Annotated in this window: 22 protein-coding genes; 7 read left to right on the top strand and 15 right to left on the bottom strand. The window is 71.4% G+C overall.

All coding sequences use genetic code 11. The features are described 5' to 3' along the window. Positions 1–79 precede the first annotated feature (79 nt). The 3 genes from Q3W71_RS12205 to ychF all read left to right on the top strand — a co-directional run bounded on the left by Q3W71_RS12205 (position 80) and on the right by ychF (position 2,618). On the top strand, positions 80–583 hold the full coding sequence (locus Q3W71_RS12205) for a MarR family winged helix-turn-helix transcriptional regulator (RefSeq protein WP_302919399.1): 504 nt from the start codon (positions 80–82) through the stop codon (positions 581–583). Between the two features lie 88 nt (positions 584–671). Further along, a complete protein-coding gene (locus Q3W71_RS12200; RefSeq protein WP_302919398.1) occupies positions 672–1,406 on the top strand; it encodes a peptidase E in 735 nt (244 codons plus the stop codon). A gap of 126 nt (positions 1,407–1,532) precedes the next feature. After that, entirely contained in the window at positions 1,533–2,618 is a 1,086-nt protein-coding gene (gene ychF, locus Q3W71_RS12195; protein ID WP_302919397.1) for a redox-regulated ATPase YchF, read from the top strand. 239 nt (positions 2,619–2,857) lie between these two features. Here the strand turns inward: ychF and Q3W71_RS12190 are convergent, their stop codons facing one another. Then, complete coding sequence (locus Q3W71_RS12190) at positions 2,858–3,508, bottom strand: HAD family phosphatase (RefSeq protein ID WP_302919396.1); 651 nt, start codon at positions 3,506–3,508, stop codon at positions 2,858–2,860. A gap of 535 nt (positions 3,509–4,043) precedes the next feature. On the opposite strand from Q3W71_RS12190, the gene Q3W71_RS12185 reads away from it, so the two are divergent. Together Q3W71_RS12185 and Q3W71_RS12180 are read left to right on the top strand one after the other, a co-directional pair. After that, entirely contained in the window at positions 4,044–4,202 is a 159-nt protein-coding gene (locus Q3W71_RS12185) for a hypothetical protein (RefSeq protein WP_302919395.1), read from the top strand. A gap of 124 nt (positions 4,203–4,326) precedes the next feature. Then, the gene (locus Q3W71_RS12180) at positions 4,327–4,821 is read left to right on the top strand and encodes a GNAT family N-acetyltransferase (protein WP_302919394.1); all 495 of its coding nucleotides are present in this window, start codon (positions 4,327–4,329) and stop codon (positions 4,819–4,821) included. Between the two features lie 95 nt (positions 4,822–4,916). On the opposite strand, the gene Q3W71_RS12175 is transcribed toward Q3W71_RS12180, so the two are convergent. The 6 genes from Q3W71_RS12175 to Q3W71_RS12150 form a co-directional block, all read right to left on the bottom strand. Continuing rightward, entirely contained in the window at positions 4,917–5,801 is an 885-nt protein-coding gene (locus Q3W71_RS12175) for a fructosamine kinase family protein (protein ID WP_302919393.1), read from the bottom strand. Between the two features lie 74 nt (positions 5,802–5,875). Beyond that, the gene (locus Q3W71_RS12170; RefSeq protein ID WP_302919392.1) at positions 5,876–6,304 is read right to left on the bottom strand and encodes a VOC family protein; all 429 of its coding nucleotides are present in this window, start codon (positions 6,302–6,304) and stop codon (positions 5,876–5,878) included. A gap of 106 nt (positions 6,305–6,410) precedes the next feature. Further along, positions 6,411–6,770 (bottom strand): hypothetical protein, encoded by a 360-nt coding sequence (locus tag Q3W71_RS12165; RefSeq protein ID WP_302919391.1) that lies wholly within the window; start codon positions 6,768–6,770, stop codon positions 6,411–6,413. Between the two features lie 131 nt (positions 6,771–6,901). Then, a complete protein-coding gene (locus Q3W71_RS12160) occupies positions 6,902–8,734 on the bottom strand; it encodes a glycoside hydrolase family 15 protein (protein ID WP_302919390.1) in 1,833 nt (610 codons plus the stop codon). A gap of 101 nt (positions 8,735–8,835) precedes the next feature. Further along, positions 8,836–9,198 (bottom strand): PH domain-containing protein, encoded by a 363-nt coding sequence (locus tag Q3W71_RS12155; RefSeq protein WP_167179686.1) that lies wholly within the window; start codon positions 9,196–9,198, stop codon positions 8,836–8,838. A 39-nt stretch (positions 9,199–9,237) separates the two neighbouring features. Next, the gene (locus Q3W71_RS12150) at positions 9,238–10,140 is read right to left on the bottom strand and encodes a LysR family transcriptional regulator (RefSeq protein WP_302919389.1); all 903 of its coding nucleotides are present in this window, start codon (positions 10,138–10,140) and stop codon (positions 9,238–9,240) included. A 206-nt stretch (positions 10,141–10,346) separates the two neighbouring features. Between Q3W71_RS12150 and Q3W71_RS12145 the strand changes: the two genes are divergently transcribed. Beyond that, positions 10,347–10,742, top strand: a complete 396-nt coding sequence (locus tag Q3W71_RS12145; protein WP_302919388.1) for a VOC family protein — start codon at positions 10,347–10,349, stop codon at positions 10,740–10,742. A 131-nt stretch (positions 10,743–10,873) separates the two neighbouring features. On the opposite strand, the gene Q3W71_RS12140 is transcribed toward Q3W71_RS12145, so the two are convergent. The 4 genes from Q3W71_RS12140 to Q3W71_RS12125 form a co-directional block, all read right to left on the bottom strand. Next, the gene (locus tag Q3W71_RS12140) at positions 10,874–11,581 is read right to left on the bottom strand and encodes a hypothetical protein (protein ID WP_302919387.1); all 708 of its coding nucleotides are present in this window, start codon (positions 11,579–11,581) and stop codon (positions 10,874–10,876) included. A 223-nt stretch (positions 11,582–11,804) separates the two neighbouring features. Continuing rightward, positions 11,805–12,146 carry a hypothetical protein gene (locus tag Q3W71_RS12135; protein WP_302919386.1) on the bottom strand — a complete coding sequence of 114 codons (342 nt, stop codon included), beginning with the start codon at positions 12,144–12,146 and terminating at the stop codon, positions 11,805–11,807. A gap of 104 nt (positions 12,147–12,250) precedes the next feature. Beyond that, positions 12,251–12,859, bottom strand: coding sequence for an HAD family phosphatase (locus tag Q3W71_RS12130; RefSeq protein ID WP_302919385.1), 609 nt, complete (start codon positions 12,857–12,859; stop codon positions 12,251–12,253). 16 nt (positions 12,860–12,875) lie between these two features. Further along, a complete protein-coding gene (locus Q3W71_RS12125; RefSeq protein WP_302919384.1) occupies positions 12,876–13,181 on the bottom strand; it encodes a 4a-hydroxytetrahydrobiopterin dehydratase in 306 nt (101 codons plus the stop codon). Between the two features lie 183 nt (positions 13,182–13,364). Between Q3W71_RS12125 and Q3W71_RS12120 the strand changes: the two genes are divergently transcribed. After that, positions 13,365–13,805, top strand: coding sequence for a (deoxy)nucleoside triphosphate pyrophosphohydrolase (locus Q3W71_RS12120; protein WP_302919383.1), 441 nt, complete (start codon positions 13,365–13,367; stop codon positions 13,803–13,805). Positions 13,806–13,941: 136 nt separating this feature from the next. Here the strand turns inward: Q3W71_RS12120 and Q3W71_RS12115 are convergent, their stop codons facing one another. From Q3W71_RS12115 to Q3W71_RS12100, 4 genes are all read right to left on the bottom strand, one after another. Further along, positions 13,942–15,036, bottom strand: a complete 1,095-nt coding sequence (locus tag Q3W71_RS12115; RefSeq protein WP_302919382.1) for a succinate dehydrogenase/fumarate reductase iron-sulfur subunit — start codon at positions 15,034–15,036, stop codon at positions 13,942–13,944. Then, positions 15,036–16,967 carry a fumarate reductase/succinate dehydrogenase flavoprotein subunit gene (locus tag Q3W71_RS12110; RefSeq protein ID WP_302919381.1) on the bottom strand — a complete coding sequence of 644 codons (1,932 nt, stop codon included), beginning with the start codon at positions 16,965–16,967 and terminating at the stop codon, positions 15,036–15,038. The genes Q3W71_RS12115 and Q3W71_RS12110 overlap by 1 nt, the downstream gene beginning before the upstream one ends. Positions 16,968–16,979: 12 nt before the next feature. Further along, positions 16,980–17,786, bottom strand: a complete 807-nt coding sequence (locus Q3W71_RS12105; RefSeq protein ID WP_302919380.1) for a hypothetical protein — start codon at positions 17,784–17,786, stop codon at positions 16,980–16,982. A gap of 278 nt (positions 17,787–18,064) precedes the next feature. Continuing rightward, positions 18,065–19,507 (bottom strand): TldD/PmbA family protein, encoded by a 1,443-nt coding sequence (locus Q3W71_RS12100; RefSeq protein WP_302919379.1) that lies wholly within the window; start codon positions 19,505–19,507, stop codon positions 18,065–18,067. Between the last annotated feature and the right edge of the window lie 184 nt (positions 19,508–19,691).

Below are 19,691 nucleotides of genomic sequence, written 5' to 3'. Positions count from 1 at the left end.
TCTTGACGGTAAATAGCTTAGAGCTAAGCTACTTGAGGGCAAGCGAAGGGGGAAGGGCGGCGTGCGGCACAATCCGGGAGTGGTGGAGCGGGATGACGTGGACGGCATCGTCGAGCAGTGGCGGCGCGAGCGGCCCGGGATGCGGCCCGAGCCGATGGCGGTCTTCGGTCGGATCTACCGGATCGCCCGGCTGGTCGGCGACGAGCAGGAACGCACCTACGCGCGCTGGTCGATCAGCCGGGGGGAGTTCGACGTGCTGGCCACGCTGCGGCGCTCCGGTGAGCCGTACACGCTGGCGCCGAAGCAGCTCACCGCCTCGATGATGCTGACCTCGGGCGGGATGACCGGCCGGCTCGACCGGCTGGAACGGGCCGGACTGGTCCGCCGCTCACCCGACCCGGCCGACCGGCGCGCGCTCCAGGTCACGCTCACCCCCGCCGGGCGGCAACTGGTCGAGGAGGCCGCCGAGGCGGGGCTGGCCGTGCAGCGCCGGTTGCTCGACGCGCTGTCCCCCGAGGACCAGGACCGTCTCGCCGACCTGCTGCGTACGCTGCTCGGCGCGATCACCGACCAGGAGCGGTGACCGGCGCGCGGACCGCGCGCCCGACGGCCGCCGGGGCCGCCGCCTCGGGCAGGATGGGCAGCGCCAACCCTCGACGGAAGGACGACCCGTGCCCGCCAGCGAACCGACCATCCTCGCCACCAGCATGGGCATCTACGCGCCGCGCCGGGACAGCGAGCCGCGCCGGGTCAACCCGGTCTTCGACCTCGCCGCCGAGCTGGCCGGCGCCGGGCCGCAGCCGAGGATCTGCTTCCTCAACCAGGCCGAGGGCGACCAGCCGACCACGCTGACCCGGGTCTACGAGGCGTTCGCCGGCAGCCGGTTCCGGATGTCGCACCTGGCGCTGTTCCCGATGCCGAACGTGGACGACATCCGCGCCCACCTGCTCGGCCAGGACGTGGTCTGGGTGGGCGGCGGCAGCGTCGCCAACCTCTGCGCGGTCTGGCGGGTGCACGGCCTCGGCGAGATCCTGCGCGAGTGCTGGGCGGCCGGGGTGGTGCTCGGTGGCGTCTCCGCCGGCTCGATCTGCTGGCACGTCGGCGGGGCCACCGACAGCTTCGGCACCGACCTGCGCGGCTTCACCGACGGCCTGGGCTGGCTGCCGTACGGCAACGGCGTGCACTACGACAGCGAGGAGCAGCGCCGGCCGCTGATGCACCGGCTGGTCGGCGACGGCACGCTGCCGACCGCGCACTGCACCGACGACGGCACCGGGCTGCTCTACCGGGGCGAGCGCCTGGTCGAGGCGGTCGCCGACCGCCCCGGCGTCTCGGCGTACGAGGTCACCCGCACCTCCGATGGCACCCCCCGGGAAACCCCGATCGCGCCCCGCCTGCTCACCTGACCCAGTAGATCTTGGAGCGGTGGTGCCCCGCCCGGTACGGTCTCCGGCCACGATCCGACCGATCGTGGCCCGCGACACCGCACCGCGTTCCGGTCGGCGGGAACCGGCGGCGTAAGCTGGCTCGTCGTGAGTCTCACCATCGGCATCGTCGGCCTGCCCAACGTCGGCAAGAGCACCCTGTTCAACGCGCTGACCAAGAACGACGTGCTCGCGGCGAACTACCCGTTCGCCACCATCGAGCCCAACGTCGGCGTCGTCGGGCTGCCGGACGAGCGGCTGCACAAGCTCGCCGAGATCTTCAGCTCGCAGAAGGTGCTGCCCGCGCCGGTGTCGTTCGTCGACATCGCCGGCCTGGTGCGCGGCGCCTCCAAGGGGCAGGGCCGGGGCAACGCGTTCCTGGCCAACATCCGCGACGCCTCGGCGATCTGCCAGGTGGTCCGAGCCTTCTCCGACCCGAACGTGGTGCACGTCGACGGCAAGGTCTCCCCGGCCGACGACATCGAGACGATCAACACCGAGCTGATCCTGGCCGACATCCAGACGCTGGAGAAGGCGGTGCCGCGGCTGGAGAAGGAGGCCAAGCTCCGCAAGGACCGGGCCGCCGCGCTGACCGCCGCCAAGCAGGCCGTCGAGCTGCTCGACACCGGCGTCACCCTGTACGCGGGCGCCAAGGACGCCGGTATCGAGCTGGAGCACCTGCGCGAGCTGCACCTGCTCACCACCAAGCCGTTCCTCTACGTCTTCAACGTCGACGAGGCCGAGCTGGGCAACGCCGAGTTCCTCGACGAGCTGCGCGCGCTGGTCGCCCCGGCCGAGGCGATCTTCATGGACGCCAAGATCGAGTCCGAGCTGGTGGACCTGCCCGAGGAGGAGGCCCGCGAGTTGCTGGAGTCGATCGGGCAGAACGAGCCCGGCCTGGACCAACTGGTCCGGGTGGGTTTCCGGACGCTCGGGCTCCAGACGTACCTCACCGCCGGGCCCAAGGAGGCGCGGGCCTGGACCATCCCGGTCGGCGCGACCGCGCCGGAGGCCGCCGGGGTGATCCACTCCGACTTCCAGCGCGGCTTCATCAAGGCCGAGGTGGTCTCCTACGACGACCTGGTCGCGGCCGGCAGCATGGCCGCCGCCAAGGCGGCCGGCAAGGTCCGGATCGAGGGCAAGGAGTACGTCATGCAGGACGGCGACGTGGTGGAGTTCCGCTTCAACGTCTGAATTGGGCCTGTTCCCGCAGCTTAGGAGGTTTGTTCCTCGCCCTGGGGCACGCCGGTGGCACAACCCCACGCCGCATCGACCGCCCGGCGGGTGCGCTCCTCCGAGTCCGGCATCAAGTGGGTCGTGATGCTCTCCGGCAGGCCGGCCTTCCGGACGGCCGCGCCGAAGCTGAGCGTGCCGTAGTAGTCGTGCCGCTTCTCCGTCCGTGGTGCGGTTGATGCCGTGGTGGTCGCGAGTGGTCAGGCTGTGTTCAGCAGAGCCGGGAGTTTGCGCATGTCGTCGAAGACCACCGTGTCCGGGCCTTCCAGCCGGTGCGCGGGGGTCAATCCGCCCGCATAGCCGAAGCAGCGCATTCCGGCGGCGCGGGCCGCTCGGACTCCATACAGGCTGTCCTCGACTACGACGCACGCCGCGGGCGGGACACCCATCGTCGCCGCCGCGTGCAGGAAAAGGTCGGGGGCGGGCTTGCCGTGGGCGACCTCGGTCGCGCTGAAGATGCGGCCCTCGAAGCGGGAATACAGGCCGGTGCGGCCCAGGGTGTGGCGCATCTTCTCGTGTGTACCGCTCGAAGCCACGCACGTCGACTGGGTGATCTCATCGAGCGCGTCGTTGATCCCGTCGACGGCGGACAGTCCGGCGTCCACCGCTTGACGGTGTGCTAGATCGAATCGTTCAGCCCAGGTGGCAGCCACGCCCTGTCCGAGGCGGGCCGCGATCTGCTCACCAATGGACGTGCTGGACCGGCCGATGAAGCGCTCGACGACCTCTGCCTCGGTCAGGGGCCAGCCCAGTTCCGCGCCAAGCGCGATGTTGACGCGGACCGCGATGCGCTCGCTGTCTACCAGCACCCCGTCGCAGTCGAAGATGACAAGCCCGATCGGATTGATCATCCGGAAAGGCTAGTCGAGTGTGTGGGGCGAACCTGCCGGCACCCACGGTTCCGAAGGCACCGGATCGCCGTCACCGCCGAGGTGGTGGCCAACTCGGACAGGTCGACCACCACATTGCGCGAGGCAGCACCACCGGCCGGTGCACGACCGGAGCCGAGAAGGACGCCCGCTTCCGCTGACCGCGCGTCTTGACCCGCATCGGGGATCGCATGCCCCAGCGATAGGCGGCAGCCCAGTTACGCACTGTGACAGCCCGACCCGGAGAGAGCCGGCCAACTTGTCACGCTGCACGTGAAGCGTCGGTGGTGGGCGCTCAGTTGTGCTCGGGCCGCCCGGTCGCCGATGTGTCACGGATCAAGCGGAGCCCGATACCGACTGCCGGCGAATGTCGGACTCCACTTGATGCGTGACAGATTGGTGTCAGATGTGGGGTGACACGTCCGGTCAGACGTTGTGAGGTCAGCTGCCGTGCTCGAACCACGGCGCGGCGCAAGCGTCACCCGGATTGGTGGGTTCGGCGCGATAGCGTATCGGCATGAACGAAGCGCCCGGGAGCGACGAATACGAGGCCGAGCCCGAGCCGGTGCGGGCCCTGCCGGAGGCGACCGTCGCGGGGGACTGGTCCATCCTCGTCGCCATCGCGGCCGCAGTCGCAGGTCTGCTCATTTGGCGTCGACGGAGCCGACGCGGCTAGCAGCGACGCGTCGTGGCGGTTCGGGCTTGCGGGCTTTGAATCTGGCGACGCTCTCGTGGTGGTGCGGGGCCCATCGCCGGATACCAGGTTGCCTGCCCGGCACGCTTTGCGTGAACCTCTCCGAGTGATCGATACCTGGGTGCTCGGCGAGGGCGATTGGAAGTTGTGGCGGGAACTGCGACTCGCTGCCCTGACGGAGGCCGGGTACGCCTTCGGTGCCCAGCTGGCGGACTGGCAGGGCGACGGCGACCGCGAGGAACGCTGGCGCGCGCGACTGGCCATCCCCGGCTCGTACAACATCCTGGCGATGCTCGACGGCCAGGCCGTCGGGATGGCCAGCGGGGTGCCGACCGACCACGACGGGGTCGTCGAGCTGATCTCGATGTACGTGACGCCCGCGGGACGTGGCCACGGCGTGGGTGACCACCTCGTGGGGGCGGTCGAGCAGTGGGCCCGGCGGGTGGGGGCGCGGACGCTGCGGCTGGCGGTGGTAGCGGGCAACACGAATGCCTGGGCGCTCTACCAGCGGAACGGCTTCCGTGACACGGGTGAACTCGGCGACCGCATGCCCGACGGCGTGCGCCGCGAGCACATCCTGACCAAGGACCTCGTGGGTTAGGGCTGCCCTCGGCCGCTGGCCGGCGGATCGCACAATCGGTAGCCGGCGAACCGGCCATCGCGCGAGGTAGCCGCGGTCGATCGTCGGGCCGCTGGTCAGGTTCGGGTCCGGAACGGGGCGAGGGTGGCGCGGATCTGGTCGGCTGCGCCCCAGTCGTGGTCGAACTGGGCCAGCACGGCGAGGTGTTGTCGTAGCTGGACGATCGGCATGCGGGCCGGCCAGTCGCTGTCCAGGGAGGTCAGCTCCGCGTAGACGGCGAAGAACCGGTGCGCCTCGGGCGGGGGCGAGGTGGACCAGACGTGGGCGAGGTCGACCTCGGCCCACATGTAGGACACCGCCGGGTCGATCAGCGCGGGCCGCCCGTCCGGGGTGGCCAGGACGTTCTGTGCCCACAGGTCGCCGTGCGTCAGGCATGCCGGCCGGTCCGGCAGCAGGTCGGGCAGCCGGTGGCACAGCCGCTCCAGCGCCGCCCGGTCCTCGCGGTCGAGTGCCGCCTCGACGCGGGGCTCTGGGAGCCAGCGGAGCAGCCGGTGCTGGGCGAAGAAGGCGAAGCCGTCGTCAGCCCAGGTGTTGATTTGTCGGCGGCGGCCCAGCCAGTTGTCGCGGTGCCATCCGAAGCGAGGGTGGATGGTGTTCAGGTGCAGGCGGGCGAGCGCATGCGCGAACCGCTCCCAGAAGGTCTCGCTGCGCGGCCTCGGTTGCAGCACCGACAGCACGAGCAGTTCCCGGTCCGCCAGGATCACCTCGGGTGTCGCCACGCCACCGAGGTCACGCAGGGCGGCCAGCCCTTCGGCCTCCGCGGCGAAGACATCGTCGGCCGGAGTGCCGTCGAAGGCCTTGACGAACACCGACGGCGCGTCCCGGCGGGTGGCTATGCCCGCGAGCGCCGCGACCCCACCCGTCGCCGGCTCCACTGCGACCACATCGCGCATGCCGGCGTGGAGCAGGCACTCCAGCAGGAACGCTGCCGAGTCCGTCACGACACGCTCCTCCTTGGCCGGGTGCATGCTCGCAAGATCCTATGCGGAGCGAAGCGGGGACCGCGGGGCAGCGGCTAGGCGACGAAGACGCAGAAGGGATGGCCGGCGAGGTCGGCGTACACGCGGAGCGGCTCGTCGGGGTCGTCGATGCGGTCGTACAGCAGCCGGCCACCGAGGTTCAGGACGCGTTCGTGCTGGACCCGCAACTCCTCGACGGACTCCACGGTCAGATCCAGGTGCAGCTGCTGGGCCACCGGACCCTCCGGCCAGGTCGCTTCCGGCAGGTGATCCACCTGCTGGAACGCCAGCTGCGGGGCGCCGTCGGGCGTCCTCAGCACCAGCCAGTCACGACCGCGCTCATCGGCCTGTCCCGCCGCTGGCGGTTCGTCGCCGGGCCGGTAGACCAGGCCCAGCAGGCGTCGGTAGAACTCCGCCAGGGCCCTGGCGTCGGTGCAGTCGAGCACCACCTGACACAGCCTGGGCACGCTCTCCCGGTCGACCACCCTTGATCACCTCCGAGAGCCATTCTCGTGGCGGCAGGTGAATGCCGCACCTCGGGCGAGGTCGGCGACCGGCAGGGGGCTGTGCCGCCGTACCGGCGGCATCGGGCTACTGGCCGAACGTGCGGCGCAGGTTGCCGTTGATGAGTTGGTTGACCCGCTTGCGCAGGTGCCCGAGGAGCGAGGGATCCGGCAACGGCTCGGCCACGAGGAGGGTCCAGCGCAGGTCGGTCCCGTAGGTGCCGTCGAAGGGCAGGTCGAACCGCACCACGGCGTCGGGCCGGGTGACCCAGATCGAGGACCACACCACGAGGTGGGGCATCTCGGTGCGCAGTGTCCGCGGCCAGCGCTCGTCGTCAAGCAGCAGGAGCCACGGACGGGCGGGGTCACGGTTGGGTTCGGTCAGCGCCTCGAAGAGCACGTGCGGGGGCGCTGGTTGGTTCCGCTTCCGGCTGCCGGCTTCGAGCACGCCCAAGGCTAAGGCCGCCGCGGGCCGCCGTCACCCTGCTGGTGCCGGTCGAAGGTGGGCCGGGTCGGCGGCGGGCGGCGGGTCGGACGGATCAGCTCGACCTCGACTCCGCGGTCGGCGTCGCGGGGTTGCTACCGGCGGCGCTCGTCGAGGAGCCGGTTGAGGGCGAGGGCGGTGTTGATCAGGGCCAGGTGGCTGAACGCCTGCGGGAAGTTGCCCAACTGCTCCCCGGTGGGGGCGATCTCCTCGGCGTAGAGGCCGAGGTGGTTGCTGAAGGTGAGCATCTTCTCGAAGGTGAGCCGGGCGTCGTCGAGGCGACCGGCCTGGGCGAGGGCCTCGACGTACCAGAACGTGCACATGTTGAAGGTGCCCTCGTCGCCGGGCAGCCCGTCCGGTGACTCGGCCGGGTCGTACCGGTAGACGAGGCTGTCGGAGACCAGGTCGTGTTCGATCGCCCGGAGGGTGGACCGCCACATCGGGTCGGTCGGGGCGACGAAGCCGACCACCGGCATCATGAGCAGGGACGCGTCCAGCACGTCCGTGCCGTAGCTCTGCACGAAGGAGCGGCGCCCGGGGTGGTAGCCGCGTTCCATGATCTGGTCGTACACGGCGTTGCGCTGCTGGATCCAGCGGGCGATCTCGCCGGGTCGACCGTGCCGCTCGGCGAGGCGGATCGCCCGGTCGAAGGCGACCCAGGTCATGACCCGGCTGAAGGTGTGGTCGCGGGGATGGTGACGGCTCTCCCAGATGCCCTTGTCGGGCTGGTCCCAGTTGCGGCAGAGCCAGTCGACGAGCCGTACCGTGCTGAGCCAGACATGGTGCGGCGCGCGGATGCCGTGCCGGTCGGCGAAGTACATGGCGAACAGCACGTCGCCGTGGATGTCGAGTTGGAGCTGGTCGGCGGCGCCGTTGCCGATCCGGACGGGCGCCGAGCCCCGGTACCCCGTCAGGTGGTTCAGCGTCTCCTCGTGCAGGTCGGACGAGCCGTCCACGCGATACATGATCTTCAGAGGCACCCGGCTGTCGCCGGCCCGGCGGACGCGCTCGTCGAGCCAGTCCACGTACCGGTGGGCCTCGTCGGTGAAGCCGAGCCCGAGCAGGGCGTGCACCGAGAAGGAGGTGTCCCGGATCCAGGTGTAGCGGTAGTCCCAGTTGCGGGTTCCCCCGATCTTCTCGGGCAGCCCGGCGGTCGGCGCGGCGATCATCGCGCCGGTCGGCGCGTACGTCATCAGCTTCAGGGTGATCGCTGACCGTTCCACCATCTCCCGCCACCGCCCGGTGTAGCGGGAGCGGTCCAGCCAGCGTCGCCAGTAGTCGCGGGTCTGCTCGAACATCGCCTGGATCTCGGGCACCGGGATGGCGTGCGGGCCGTCCGGGGCGGCGGTCTCCAGGACGATGGCCCCCGTCTGGCCCTCGTGCAGGTCGGCGAAGGCGACCGCGTCCCCGCCCTCGCTCCTGATGTTCTCCTCCGGAAACAGCCGCCCGGGCGACCGGGCGGTGTGCAGGGTCAGGCTCATCGAGGCGGTGCGGAAGACACTCCCGTCCGGGTGCCGCTCCAGCTGGTGCGGTTCCCGCCCGTAGTCGAACCGTGGGCGGCACTCGGCCCGGAACCGCATGCGGCCGCGTACCACCTTGATGATCCGTACGATCCGGTGCCGGTCCGTCACCTGGTCGCCCGCCACCGGCATGAAGTCGATGATCTCGCCGACGCCGTCCGCGCTGATGAACCGGGTGATGAGCATCGGCGTGTCCGGCAGGTAGAGCTGCTTGGACAGGTAGTGGACGCCTTCCGGGGCGACCCGGAAGTATCCGCCGCGCTGGGGGTCGAGGAGTCCGGCGAAGATGCTGGGCGAGTCGAACCGGGGAGCGCAGAACCAGTCAAGGGTGCCGTCCCGGGCGACCAGCGCGGCGGTCTGCAGGTTGCCGATGATCCCGTGATCCTCGACCGCCGGATGCTCCTCCACGCCCGTCCCTTCCGTCAGCGGCCGTCAAGAGTTGAACGGCCGTGACCGGGAAAGGTGATGTCGGCGCCGGGGCGGGGGAGGCGGCCGCCCGGCCGCGCTGGTCAGCTGATGTAGTGCAGGATGACGTTGTGCACGTGGTGGCTCTTCTGGGCGCCGCGGAACTCCACCTCGTAGGTGTGCGTGCCGACGTGGATGGCGATGGCGCCGGTGGAGAAGAACGACCCGCCCCACGACTTGTTGCTCACCACGCTCACGCTGGTGATCTTCGAGTACGGGATGCTGGTGATGGCGTACCGCTTGCCGATGAAGGAGCGGTCCTGGATGATGACGCGCCGGTCGGTCAGCCCGATGAAGCCGGTGCCGGTGCCGACCGCGTCGTAGACGGCGATGATCTGTTCCCCGTCCAGCAGCCCACTCTGGATCTGCTGGAACTGCTCCTTGCGGTCATAGGTCGCGTTCGCCATGACCTTCACGGTAGGTCCGGCGCGCCACCAACAAGATCATCACTCCCGGCCCGCCGGCCGGACCGCGTTCGCGTCGGTGGCGGCGCGGACGAACTCGCGGACCCGGGCCGTGGTGTTGGCCTCCCGCCAGACCAGGCCGCGCCGGATCGGCGGTGCGTCGTGGATCGGCACGTAGGCGACGTCCGGCCGGGGGTAGTAGGTCCGGGTGTGCTCGCCCACCGGCAGCACGCCCCGACCCAGCGCCACCAGGGTCAGCATCTCCGAGAAGGTGTTCCCGGTGGGGCCCTTCGGCACGGGGCGGCCGGACGGGGTGTGCTCGGGCGTCCGGTCGCGCTTGAACTCCGCCGAGGTCACCGCCGGGTACTGCACCACCGGGTGGTCGGCGAGGATCTCCAGGGAGACCGACGCCGCGCGGGTCAGGGGGTGCCCGGCCGGCACCGCGAGCACCCGGCGCTCGGTCAGCAGCGGCGGGCCGCAGGCCATGCCGTCGAACGGGTACGCGGCGATGAGCAGGTCGATCGAGCCGTCCTCCAGGCTCGGCCGGGAGTTGTAGAGCTGCACCTCGTGCACCTCGACCTGGCATTCCGGGTGCCGCTCGGTGAACAGGGCGACCGCCTTGAGCAGCACCGGCGCGGTCCACTCGCCGAGGAACGCCACCCGCAGCCGCCCGGTGACGCCGCGGCCGGCCTCGACGGCCCGGCGTACCGCCTCGTCCATGCCGGTGACCAGCGGGGCGAGGTCGTCGGCGAGCTGCCGGCCGATCGCGGTGAGCTGGACGACCCGGCTGGTGCGGGCGAAGAGCGGGGCGCCGATGCGGCGTTCCAGCTTCTTCACCACGTGGCTGATCCGCCCGGTGGTCACCCCGAGCCGCTCGGCGGTGCGGCCGAAGTGCAGTTCCTCGGCGAGGGTCAGGAAGGTCTCCACCTCGTACCGTTCGAGCACGCCACGTCCCATCGTTGAACCGGAATCAACGATCGTAGCCCGATCATGCCTTGGTCGTGCTCGCGCGGCGGGGGATCGTGAACGGCATGACGACGACGACAGTCTCCGACCACCTGACCGGCCTCGACGGCCCGGCTGCGGGAGATCGGCGAGAAGTTCCAGCCGGTCACCGGCCGGCTGCGGCAGGCGTACGAGCGGGAGGCGAAGTGAGCGCGGTGCGGGTGACGGGCTTCGACCACCTGGTGATCAACGTGGCCGACGTCGAGCGGGCCCTCGACTTCTACTGCCGGGTGCTCGGGCTGGCCCCGGTCCGGGTCGACGAGTGGCGGGCCGGCCAGGTGCCGTTCCCCTCGGTACGGGTCAGCCCGGAGACCATCATCGACCTGGTCCACCGCCCGCGGGGCGAGTCGAACGTGGACCACTTCTGCCTGGTGGTCGAGCCACTGGACTGGGCCGAGGTGGTCGCGTCCGGAGTCTTCGAGGTGCTGGAGGGGCCGGTCGGCCGGTTCGGGGCGCGGGGGAGCGCCACCTCGATCTACGTGCGCGACCCGGACGGCAACTCGGTCGAGTTGCGCTGGTACCCGCAGGACGCCGCCGGCTGAGCGCCGCTGCCGGTCGGTCGTGCTCGGCTGGGGCAGTACGGTGCCCCAGCGGAGCACGACCTCGCGGATGACCCGGCTCGGGTCGGCCCGCCTGATCCGCTCCCGGCCGGGCCGGGACGCGGCGCCGGGGATCAGCGCGACGGCTGGCGCGTCCAGTCCGGCGACCGCCCGGTCTTGTCCCCGCCGTCGCCCGACAGCAGGCCGGCCCAGTCCGAACGGCCGGCCCAGTCGGTGCGACCGCCGGCTTCCGGGCCGCCACCCCAGCCGGCGCCGCCGGCCGCCACCGGCTCCGGCGTCTCCGACGGCTTGCCCAGGCCAAGGCCGTCCGCGCCCAGCGGGCGGTCCCGTCGCGGCAGGGCCGGGATGACCTCGTCCGGCACCAGCGCGGCGGGCGTCTCGTCGGCGGTGGTGGGCTGGGGCCAGCGTTGCCAGCGGCGGATGCTCACCACCCCGACGAGCAGCAGCGCGCCCATCAGCAGGGTGGTCCCGTTGCGTACCGGGGCGGCCAGGTCCACCTGGTGGCCGACCAGGGTGGGTTCGTGGTCGACCAGGTTCAGCACCGCGCTCGGGCTGAGCAGCAGACCCAGGTAGCTGGCCGAGTAGACCAGCCCGGTCACGGCCGCGCCGAGCGGCGAGAACCGGAGCGTGGCGATGAGCCCGAGCAGGAGCCCGGCAGCGGCCAGCACCAGCGCCGGTCGTACGAAGTCACCGCCGTCGAGCGAGCCGCCGTCCTCCGCGTTGGCGAACGCCTGCGCCGACCGATCCTGGCCGAGGGCGAACAGGACCCAGGCCAGCGGACCCACGACGGCGGCGGCGATCACGGTTCCGATGTGTCGCATTCGGGCAAGGTACCGATCTTGCCGAGCGATCAGCAGACCCCATAAGCAAAACTTAAGTCGATTCGTCGCCGCGCCGGTGCCTCGACCGCGCCGCCCCGGGGTCGGGCCGCCGGCGGCCGTCCCGACCCGACGGTGGCCGCGTGACGGGCAGCGGGTAGCCGGACACCACCCACCAGCAGGGCCCCGCCGGCAGCCGGCGGGGCCCGATCGAGGTCGCTGGTGATTACCGGTTGGTGCGCGGGTCGTGGTCGCGGGACCGGCTGCCGGACTTGGCCAGACCCCGGCTGACCAGGTAGCCGATGGTCAGCAGGGTGATGTACCACCAGGCCTTGTCGGCCGCGAAGTAGTCGCCGCCGTTGTCGGCGGCACCGTCACCGACGGCGTTGGACGCGATCAGCACACCGATGACGGAGAGCAGGTAGACGGCGAGCTCGGTGGTCTTCCAGGAGGGCTTGGTCTCGTCGCCGTGCCGGTGCGGGTGGTGCCCGACGTGCCCGACGTGGTCGCCGTGCTCGGCGTGGTCGGCGAGCCGGTCGGTGGCGCGGTTCGAGGTGGGCGTCGTCATGTCAGCTCCAAAGTGCAATGTGAGGGGGTAAGTCCCTTGCGCTCCGGATGTCCGGCGGCGCGCGGAATTGATACCCTCGCACTTTTCCGGGAAACCTGAGCTTTTCAGCTTTCTCTCAGCCACTGTTCGATCTCCGCGACGGCCTGCGCGTTCGTCGTGAACAGCACGCCGTGCATCCCGACGGCGCGGGCGCCGTCCACCGCCGCCGGGACGTCGTCCAGGAAGAGCGCGTGCTCCGGCGGCACGCCCAGCCGGTCGCAGGCCAGCTGGTAGATGCGCGGGTCCGGCTTCGACAGGCCGACCTCGTGCGAGTAGACGAGCACGTCGGTCAGGTCGGCGAAGCCGTACCGCTCCTGTTCGCGTTCCCGGGCGCCGACGAAGCTGTTGCTGATGATCCCGGTGCGGCACCGGGAGCGCAGCGCCCGCACGTACTCGATGAGTTCCTCGTTGGGGCTGCCCAGGTACTCCACCCACATGTCGGCCATCAGGGCGGTCACCCGCTCGGGCGGGAGGCTCAGCAGCGCGGCGAGGCCGGCGTGCACCTCGTCCAGGGTGATCTCGCCGACGGCCCCGGCCGCCCAGGCCCCAGCCGCGCGTTCGTCCAGTTCGCCGGGGCGCAGGCCCAGGGTGGTCTCCCACCGCTCGGTCACCCCGAGCGAAGGGGTGATCTCCAGAACGCCGCCGATGTCCACCAGGACCGCCCGTGTCGTCATGGCGGGCGAGCGTACGTCAGGGCTCGGTGACCGCGCGGTACGCGTCCTCGATCCGGGCGGCCAGCAGGACCTCGCCCTCGGTCAGCGGCGCGTTGCCGTGCCCGACGCGGATCTGGGTGTGGTCGGCCCGCCGGCTGATCTCCGGGCGCAGGTGCAGGGCGTCGGCGACCACCTTGACCCGCTCGGTCAGGGCCGCGTGCTGCGAGTCGTCGATCACGAGAGTCCGTCGGATCTGCTCACCCTCGCGGACCCATCCGCTCAGCAGGGCGAGGGCGTCGCTGAGGTAGTCGCGCTTCGCACGACCGCTGAACAGCGCGCGCATCACCGCACCTCCCAGGCGCCGTTGCCGGCTTGTGGCCAAATCGTCGCCATCCCGTGTCTTGTCGGTGCCCTCTAGTCTGTCGTCGCACGGATGGTGTGTCCACGCCCACACTTCCGTGTCTTCCTGGCCTGACGGTCGGCCAAGGTACCCAAACCGCCGATTGATCTGGCACGCTGGACGCCCGTGCGGACCGAACGGGCTAACGACGGCGGGCAGATCGAGCGACGGGACCTGAAGGTGATCGTCGGTGCGGCGATCATCGAGGACGGGCGGGTGCTGGCCTGCGCCCGGTCCGCCCCGCCGGAGGTCGCCGGGATGTTCGAGTTCCCCGGCGGCAAGGTCGAGCCGGGGGAGAGCGAGACCGCCGCGCTGGCCCGCGAGTGCGCCGAGGAACTCGCCGTACGCGTGGAGATCGGTGAGCGGGTCGGCCGCAACGTCCGGATGGCCCACGGCCGGTCGGTGCTCAAGGTGTACACGGCCCGCCTGCTGCACGGCGACCGGCCCCAGGCGCTGGAGCACTCGGCGCTGCGCTGGCTTTCGGCCGCGGAACTGGACGACGTCACCTGGCTGCCGGCCGACGCCCCGATCGTCGCCGCGCTGCGCCCGATGCTCGCCCGCGGCTGACCGCCCTGACCGCCCGCCGCGCCGCGGGCGGCCGGGCGGCGCCCGGACCCGCGCCTGGCCGGGGAACCGGACAGCCGGGCGAAAACGGGACGGGGGCCGGCGGCAACAGCCGCGGCCCCCGTCGTCACTGTGGTGCTCAGTGCTTGTCCTGCTCCGGGTGGGCGAAGTTCAGGTGCTCCGGCGGCAGCGGGAACGTGACGTCGTCGCCGAACGGCGAGGGCGCCGCCGCGCGGTCGAAGGTGAGCTCGGTCAGCGGCAGCTTGCCGCGGTCGTCGACCGCCGGCGCGGTCGGCTTCGGCACCTCGCGGTGCCAGTTGACCCCGCGCTGGGCCTGCGCCTCGGCGCGCGGGTCGTGCGAGCCGCCCGCGTGCGAGTGCACCCCGGCGGGGCTGCCGGAGTGTGCCGCCGAGCCCGAACGGGGGGTGGTCACGCTGGTCTGGGGCGTCTCACCCCGACGGAAGATCTTGCTACCAAGCCACACAAGGGGATCGTACCTGCGGTCGACGACCCGCTCCTTCATGGGGATGATCCCGTTGTCCGTGATCTTGATGTGCTCGGGGCAGACCTCGGTGCAGCACTTGGTGATGTTGCAGTAGCCCAGCCCCTGCTCCCGCTGTGCGTACTCCTTGCGGTCGCTCTTCTCATCCAGCGGGTGCATGTCCAGCTCCGCGGCCCGGATGAAGAACCGCGGCCCGGAGAAGGCCGGCTTGTTCTCCTCGTGGTCCCGGATCACGTGGCAGACGTTCTGGCACAGGAAGCACTCGATGCACTTGCGGAACTCCTGCGAGCGCTCGACGTCGACCTGCTGCATCCGGTAGTCGCCGGGCGCCAGGTCGGCCGGCGGCGCGAACGCCGGCGTCTCCCGGGCCTTCTCGTAGTTGAACGAGACGTCGGTGACCAGGTCCCGGATGACCGGGAAGGTGCGCAGCGGGGTGACCGTGACCGTCTCGTCCGGCTCGAAGGTCGACATCCGGGTCATGCAGCTCAGCCGGGGCTTGCCGTTGATCTCCATCGAGCACGAGCCGCACTTGCCCGCCTTGCAGTTCCACCGGCAGGCCAGGTCCGGGGCGTCGGTGGCCTGGAGCCGGTGGATCACGTCGAGGACCACCTCGCCCTCGTTCACCTCGACCATGTAGTCCTGGAGGTCGCCGCCGCTCTCGTCGCCCCGCCAGATGCGGAACTGGCGCTTGGTGCCGGACTTGCCGGCCCCGGTGGACTTCTGCTCCGCCATTACTTGCTCGCCTCCTCGGCCTCGGCGTCGGTGACGAGGGCGTCGAACTCGGCGAGCTCCTCGTCGGTGAGGTACTTGGCCAGCTCGGCCCGGTCGAAGAGGCGGATCAGCTCCGCGCGGATCTTCGGCAGCGGCTTGCGCTCCAGGCGTACGGTGTCGCCGTCGAGCGAGCAGACCAGGTTGACCCGGCGCCACGACGGGTCCATCGCCGGGAAGTCCTCCCGGGTGTGGCCGCCGCGCGACTCCCGCCGCTCCAGCGCCGCCTTCGCGGTGCACTCCGACACCAGCAGCATGTTCCGCAGGTCCAGCGCCAGGTGCCAGCCCGGGTTGTAGCGGCGGCCACCGGACGCGCTGACCTTGGCCACCCGCTCGCGCAGCTCGGCCAGCTTGCCCAGCGCGTCGACCAGCTCACCCTCCCGCCGGATGATGCCGACCAGGTCGCCCATCACCGCCTGGAGGTCCTGCTGGAGGGTGTACGGGCTCTCGCCGGTGTCCCGCTGCAGCGGGGCCAGCGCCGTCTCCACGGCGGCCTCCACCGCGCCCACGGACACCTTCGGCCGGGCGGTCAGCCCGTCGGCGTACGAGGCGGCGTGACCGCCCGCGCGCTTGCCGAAGACCAGCAGGTCGGACAGGGAGTTGCCGCCGAGCCGGTTGGAGCCGTGCATGCCGCCGGAGACCTCACCGGCGGCGAAGAGGCCGCGGACGTGACCGAACGCGGCACCGGAGTCCGGGTCCACCTCGACGCCGCCCATCACGTAGTGGCAGGTCGGGCCGACCTCCATCGGCTCCTTGGTGATGTCGACGTCGGCCAGCTCCTTGAACTGGTGGTACATCGACGGCAGCCGGCGGCGGATCTCCTCGGCCGGCAGCCGGCTGGCGATGTCCAGGAAGACGCCGCCGGCGGGGGTGCCCCGACCGGCCTTGACCTCGCTGTTGATCGCCCGGGCCACCTCGTCGCGGGGCAGCAGCTCCGGCGGGCGGCGGTTGTTGTCCGGGTCGGTGTACCAGCGGTCGGCCTCCTCCTCGGTCTCCGCGTACTGCTTGCGGAAGACGTCGGGGACGTAGTCGAACATGAACCGCTTGCCGTCGGAGTTCTTCAGCACGCCGCCGTCACCGCGGACCGACTCGGTGACCAGGATGCCCTTCACCGAGGGCGGCCAGACCATGCCGGTCGGGTGGAACTGGAGGAACTCCATGTTGATCAGGGTCGCCCCGGCGCGCAGCGCGAGCGCGTGCCCGTCGCCGGTGTACTCCCAGGAGTTCGAGGTGACCTTGTAGGAGCGGCCGACGCCGCCGGTGGCCAGCACCACCGCCGGCGCCTCGAAGAGGACGAACTCGCCGGACTCCCGGTAGTAGCCGAAGGCGCCGGCGACCCGGTCGCCGTCGAGCAGCAGCTCGGTGATGGTGGTCTCGGCGAAGACCCGGATCCGGGCGTCGTACGAGCCGTGCTCGCGCTTGTCCTCCTGCTGGAGCGAGACGATCTTCTGCTGGAGGGTGCGGATCAGCTCCAGGCCGGTCCGGTCGCCGACGTGCGCCAGCCGCGGGTACTCGTGGCCGCCGAAGTTGCGCTGGGAGATCTTGCCGTCCTTGGTGCGGTCGAAGAGCGCACCGTAGGTCTCCAGCTCCCAGATCCGCTGCGGCGACTCCTTCGCGTGCAGCTCGGCCATCCGGAAGTTGTTCAGGAACTTGCCGCCGCGCATGGTGTCGCGGAAGTGCACCTGCCAGTTGTCCCGGCTGTTCACGTTCCCCATCGCGGCCGCGGCGCCGCCCTCGGCCATCACCGTGTGCGCCTTGCCGAAGAGCGACTTGGAGATGATGGCCGTCTTCTTGCCGGCGAGCCGGGCCTCGATCGCCGCGCGCAGGCCGGCGCCGCCGGCCCCGATCACGACGACGTCGTAGTGGTGTCGTTCGATGCGAGTGGTAGTCGTCATGTCCAGGGCCCTCTAGTTGATGAACCGCAGGTCGTTGAACCAGCCGGCCGCTACCGCCATCACGTAGAAGTCGGTCAGCGCCAGGGTGCCGAGCGTGATCCAGGCGAGCTGCATGTGCCGGACGTTCAGCCAGGACACGCCGGTCCAGGCGCGGTAGCGCAGCGGGTGCTTGGAGAAGTGCTTGAGCCGCCCGCCGATGATGTGCCGGCAGGAGTGGCAGGAGATGGTGTACGCCCACAGCATCACCACGTTGCCGAGCAGGATGATGTTGCCCAGCCCGAACCCGAAGCCCTCCGGCGAGTGGAAGGCCAGGATCGCGTCCCAGGTGTTGATCAGCGAGATGATCGCGGCGGCGTAGAAGAAGTAGCGGTGCAGGTTCTGCCCGAGCAGCGGGAACCGGGTCTCCCCGCTGTACGCCTTGTGCCCGTCCGGCACGGCGCAGGCCGGCGGCGAGAGCCAGAACGACCGGTAGTACGCCTTGCGGTAGTAGTAGCAGGTGAGCCGGAACAGCAGCAGGAACGGCAGGGTCAGCGCGGCGTCCGGGATGATCCACCAGTCGGGGAGGAACCGTCCGAAGTGCGCGGCCTCGGGCAGGCACCGGTCCGTCACGCACGGCGAGTAGAACGGGGTCAGGTAGTGGTAGTCCTCGACCCAGTACCACTTGTGCATGAAGACCCGGACCGTCGCGTACGCGACCCAGGCGCTGAGGCCGACGACGGTGATCAGTGGGGCGAACCACCAGCGGTCGGTGCGCAACGTCTTCGCCGCGATGGCGGCGCGGCTGCGCACGCCCCCCGGCTTCGTTGCCGTTGATGTCATTCGAGTCGTCTCCCTGACGGGGCCCGCAACAGGCGGGCGGATCTTCCTCCGGTCGGCACGCGGACCGCGAACCCGCACCCGCTTGCCACGTCATGCGCACACCAACGACCACGCCGGGCGAACCGGCGCAGCTAAGTGACACACGTTACGCCGATCTCCGCGGGCCGTCCGCGCAAGGCAGTGTCCCGTGTGTCCTGGCTGGTGGAAAGCCCTGTATGAAGATCGATGTCGCGATGTTAAGAACTTCACTGCCCGCCGCCCGGCGCGTCGGGACGGGCTCACCCGGACGCGCCGCCGGTGAAGTTCCAGGACGCCAGCCGCAGCGGCGGGGCCTCCCACCAGACCCCGTCGACGCGGTCCGGCTGGCGGACCGCCCGGCGGCCCAGGCCGAGCACCGCGCCCGGGCCGAGCGCCCGCGGGTACGACTCGGTGAAGCGCAGGTCGCGCACCGCGCGGGTGACCGCGCCGTCCTCGACCAGCCAGACCCCGTTGCGGGTCAGCCCGGTGACCACCAGGCTCTTCGGGTCCAGCACCCGGGTGTACCAGAGGTCGCTGACCAGCAGCCCGCGGCGCACCCCGGCGACCAGCGCCGCCGTGTCGGCGTCGGCCACCGCCCCGGCCACGCCGGCCAGGCCGGCCACGCTGGTCGCGGGCGGTGCACCACCGCCGGCCACCGTGCCGCCGTCCGGGGCGCCGCCGGCGACGGACGGGGCGAGCAGCCGGATGTTGTGCGGGATCGGGCCGAAGGTGGCACCACCGGGCGAGGCGTGACCGGTGGAGCTGGCGCCGACGCCGGCGGCGCTGCGCCGGTCGTGCGCCACCGCGCGGGTGACCCCGGCGTCCACCAGGGTCAGCTCCCGGCGCGCCGTGCCCTCCAGGTCGTACGGCAGGCCGGAGCCGTGCAGCGGATCGTCCACCAGGGTCACCGAGCGGTCGAACTGGGCCCGGCCCGGCTCCGCGAAGGACTGCCGCTCGGCGTACCGCTTGCCGTTGAACCCGAACCAGGAGAGGTTCTGCAGCAGGTCGGCGACGGCGGCCGGTTCGAACACCACCTCGTAGCGGCCCGGGGGCAGCTCCACCGGCTCGGCCGCGGCGCGCGCCTTGGCCGCCGCCCGGGCGCCCAGGTCGGCGCCGTCGAGATCGGCGAGGCGGTCCGCGCAGCGGCGTGCCACCCCGTCCGAGCCACCGGTGCGGGCGATCCCGTCCATCGCCGCCTCCGCCGTCCGCCCGTGGGCCGAGTGCCCGGCCGAGTTGGCGAACGCCCCGGACCGGTACGACGTGCGGCAGTACCCGGCCGCTTCGAGGCCGCCCACCGCGTCCACGAAGGCGCGGACCCGGGCCGCCCGCTCGTCCGGCTCGGCGTACGCGGTGGCCTCGTCGACGGCGGCGCCGGCCGCCACCGGTGCCGGCGGGGACAGCCCCGGCCAGCCCGGGTCGGGTGGGCAGAGCCGGGCGGCGGCCAGGGTGCGCTCGACCAGCGCGCGCAACCCGTCGGCGGTGACCAGGCTGCCGCTGCCGGCCGCGGTCCGGCCGTCGACGTGCAGCCGCAGCCGGACGCCGACGGTCGACTCGGCGACGTTCTGGTGGACGAACGAGTTGGCGAACCGGGTCAGCGCCAGGTCGCTACGGGTCACCACGGCCTCGGCCTGCGCGTCCGGCCCGGCCAGCCGGCGGACCAGCTCCACCACCTGTCCGGCGAGGTCCAGTTCCGGCGCGGTCATGCTGCGACCCCTTCGTTCGCGACTGCGGGACTCGCTCGCTGCGCTCGCTCATTCCTCGCGCTCACCGCGTTGCCTTTCGTTCGCGACTGCGGGACTCGCTCGCTGCGCTCGCTCATTCCTCGCGCTCACCGCGTTGCCTTTCGTTCGCGACTGCGGGACTCGCTCGCTGCGCTCGCTCATTCCT

The sequence above is a fragment of the Micromonospora sp. C28SCA-DRY-2 genome (genome assembly GCF_030519475.1).
Classification (GTDB): Bacteria; Actinomycetota; Actinomycetes; order Mycobacteriales; family Micromonosporaceae; genus Micromonospora.
The sequence above is the reverse complement of the archived record's forward strand: the minus strand, read 5'-3'. Positions and strand labels throughout refer to the sequence as shown.

Bases quoted from the DNA above. Each gene is read 5' to 3' on its own strand.
- Q3W71_RS12105 (WP_302919380.1), bottom strand. From the start codon at position 17,786: ATGACATCAACGGCAACGAAGCCGGGGGGCGTGCGCAGCCGCGCCGCC.
- Q3W71_RS12155 (WP_167179686.1), bottom strand. From the start codon at position 9,198: ATGGCGAACGCGACCTATGACCGCAAGGAGCAGTTCCAGCAGATCCAG.
- Q3W71_RS12125 (WP_302919384.1), bottom strand. From the start codon at position 13,181: ATGCGCGCGCTGTTCAGCGGTCGTGCGAAGCGCGACTACCTCAGCGAC.
- Q3W71_RS12185 (WP_302919395.1), top strand. From the start codon at position 4,044: ATGAACGAAGCGCCCGGGAGCGACGAATACGAGGCCGAGCCCGAGCCG.
- Q3W71_RS12190 (WP_302919396.1), bottom strand. From the start codon at position 3,508: ATGATCAATCCGATCGGGCTTGTCATCTTCGACTGCGACGGGGTGCTG.
- Q3W71_RS12135 (WP_302919386.1), bottom strand. From the start codon at position 12,146: ATGACGACGCCCACCTCGAACCGCGCCACCGACCGGCTCGCCGACCAC.
- Q3W71_RS12100 (WP_302919379.1), bottom strand. From the start codon at position 19,507: ATGACCGCGCCGGAACTGGACCTCGCCGGACAGGTGGTGGAGCTGGTC.
- Q3W71_RS12130 (WP_302919385.1), bottom strand. From the start codon at position 12,859: ATGACGACACGGGCGGTCCTGGTGGACATCGGCGGCGTTCTGGAGATC.
- Q3W71_RS12115 (WP_302919382.1), bottom strand. From the start codon at position 15,036: ATGGCGGAGCAGAAGTCCACCGGGGCCGGCAAGTCCGGCACCAAGCGC.
- Q3W71_RS12110 (WP_302919381.1), bottom strand. From the start codon at position 16,967: ATGACGACTACCACTCGCATCGAACGACACCACTACGACGTCGTCGTG.
- Q3W71_RS12140 (WP_302919387.1), bottom strand. From the start codon at position 11,581: ATGCGACACATCGGAACCGTGATCGCCGCCGCCGTCGTGGGTCCGCTG.